General features: G+C 56.4%; 1 rRNA gene. It reads left to right on the top strand.

Going from position 1 to position 557, the window contains the following annotated elements:
* Positions 1-557 (top strand): 23S ribosomal RNA (locus PUR71_RS00225); the annotation flags it as partial.

The following is a 557-nucleotide window of genomic DNA, read 5'->3' on the forward strand; positions in this document are numbered from 1 at the left end:
AAACAACCGTGATTCCGGGAGTAGTGGCGAGCGAAACTGGATGAGGCTAAACCGTTTTGGTGTGAGACCCGGCAGGGGTTGCCATTGCGGGGTTGTGGTAGTGAGCTTCAGTCGTCTGCCGGCGGCTGGGCGAGTCAGAAACCGTATGGGTAGTCGAAGGACATGCGAAAGGTCCGGCGTAGAGGGTAAGACACCCGTAGACGTAATCTGTGCGGCTTGCTTGCTCATTTCCCAAGTTGCACGTGGCCCGAGAAATCCCGTGTGAATCTGGCGGGACCTCCCGCTAAGCCTAAATAGTCCCTAGTGTCCGATAGCGGTTAGTACCGTGAGGGTATGGTGAAAAGTACCGGGGGAGCGGAGAGCAATAGTACCTGAAACCGTGTGCATTCAAGCCGTGGGAGCGTCGTTCATCAGCTTGCTGGTGGGCCGTGACTGCGTGCCTTTTGAAGAATGAGCCTGCGAGTTTGCGGTGTGTAGCGAGGTTAACACGTGTGTGGTAGCCGTAGCGAAAGCGAGTCCGAATTGGGCGTTTGAGTTGCATGCCCAAGACCCGAAGC

Origin of the sequence: Streptomyces sp. SP17BM10 (assembly GCF_036322405.1) — a bacterium.
Lineage (GTDB): Bacteria > Actinomycetota > Actinomycetes > Streptomycetales > Streptomycetaceae > Kitasatospora.